Here is a 779-nt window from a genome sequence, read left to right on the forward strand (position 1 = left end):
GCTACAACACCTATAACAGTAACAGCGATACCGGATAATTACACATCTAACGAGGTAAGTATTGTATGGTATGACCAAAATGATAATATAATATCAGGCGAGAACAGCTTAGATTTAGACACTGTATTAACAGAAGGTGTGTATACTATAGAGGTAACCTTTAACGATACAGGTTGTTCAAACACAGCAACAGTAGATGTTTATGAATTAGATAGTTGTATTATTCCACAAGGTATATCACCAAACAATGATGGATTAAATGACAATTTTGACTTAAGTAGTTTTGATGTACAACGCTTAGAGATTTATAACCGTTATGGTACGTTAGTATACTCAAAAGATTCTTACAGCAATGAGTGGCATGGTCAATCAAATGACGGAGAAGAGTTACCAGTAGGGACTTACTATTTTGTCATGAAGTATCAAGGAAGCAAACAAAAAGCCGCTTGGGTATACATAAACAGATAATAAACTAATCATACAACCAATACAGATATAATGAAAAAAATATATATCCTATTCGCTTTGCTCTTTGCATTGCAAGCACAAGCACAGCAAGATCCACAATACACACAATACATGTATAACATGAATGTGGTTAACCCAGCCTACGCTGGCTCATACGAAGGTGTTGCCATAGGTGCACTTTACAGAAGCCAATGGGTAGGTTTAGAAGGAGCACCATCAACAGGAACCTTAACCATACACTCGCCAGTAGGTAAGCGTGTAGGTTTAGGTTTATCCTTAATAAGTGATGAAGTAGGACCAGTAAACGAGAC

At 36.8% G+C, this 779-nt stretch carries 2 protein-coding genes; both read left to right on the plus strand.

Going from position 1 to position 779, the window contains the following annotated elements; genetic code table 11:
- On the plus strand, nucleotides 1-468 hold a 468-nt coding region (locus WA340_RS15245), incomplete at its 5' end, for a gliding motility-associated C-terminal domain-containing protein (RefSeq protein ID WP_336129700.1).
- A gap of 30 nt (nucleotides 469-498) precedes the next feature.
- The coding region (locus tag WA340_RS15250; protein ID WP_336129701.1) for a PorP/SprF family type IX secretion system membrane protein at nucleotides 499-779 on the plus strand (281 nt) is incomplete at its 3' end.

This window comes from Mesoflavibacter sp. CH_XMU1422-2 (genome assembly GCF_037029245.1).
Lineage (GTDB): Bacteria > Bacteroidota > Bacteroidia > Flavobacteriales > Flavobacteriaceae > Mesoflavibacter > Mesoflavibacter zeaxanthinifaciens.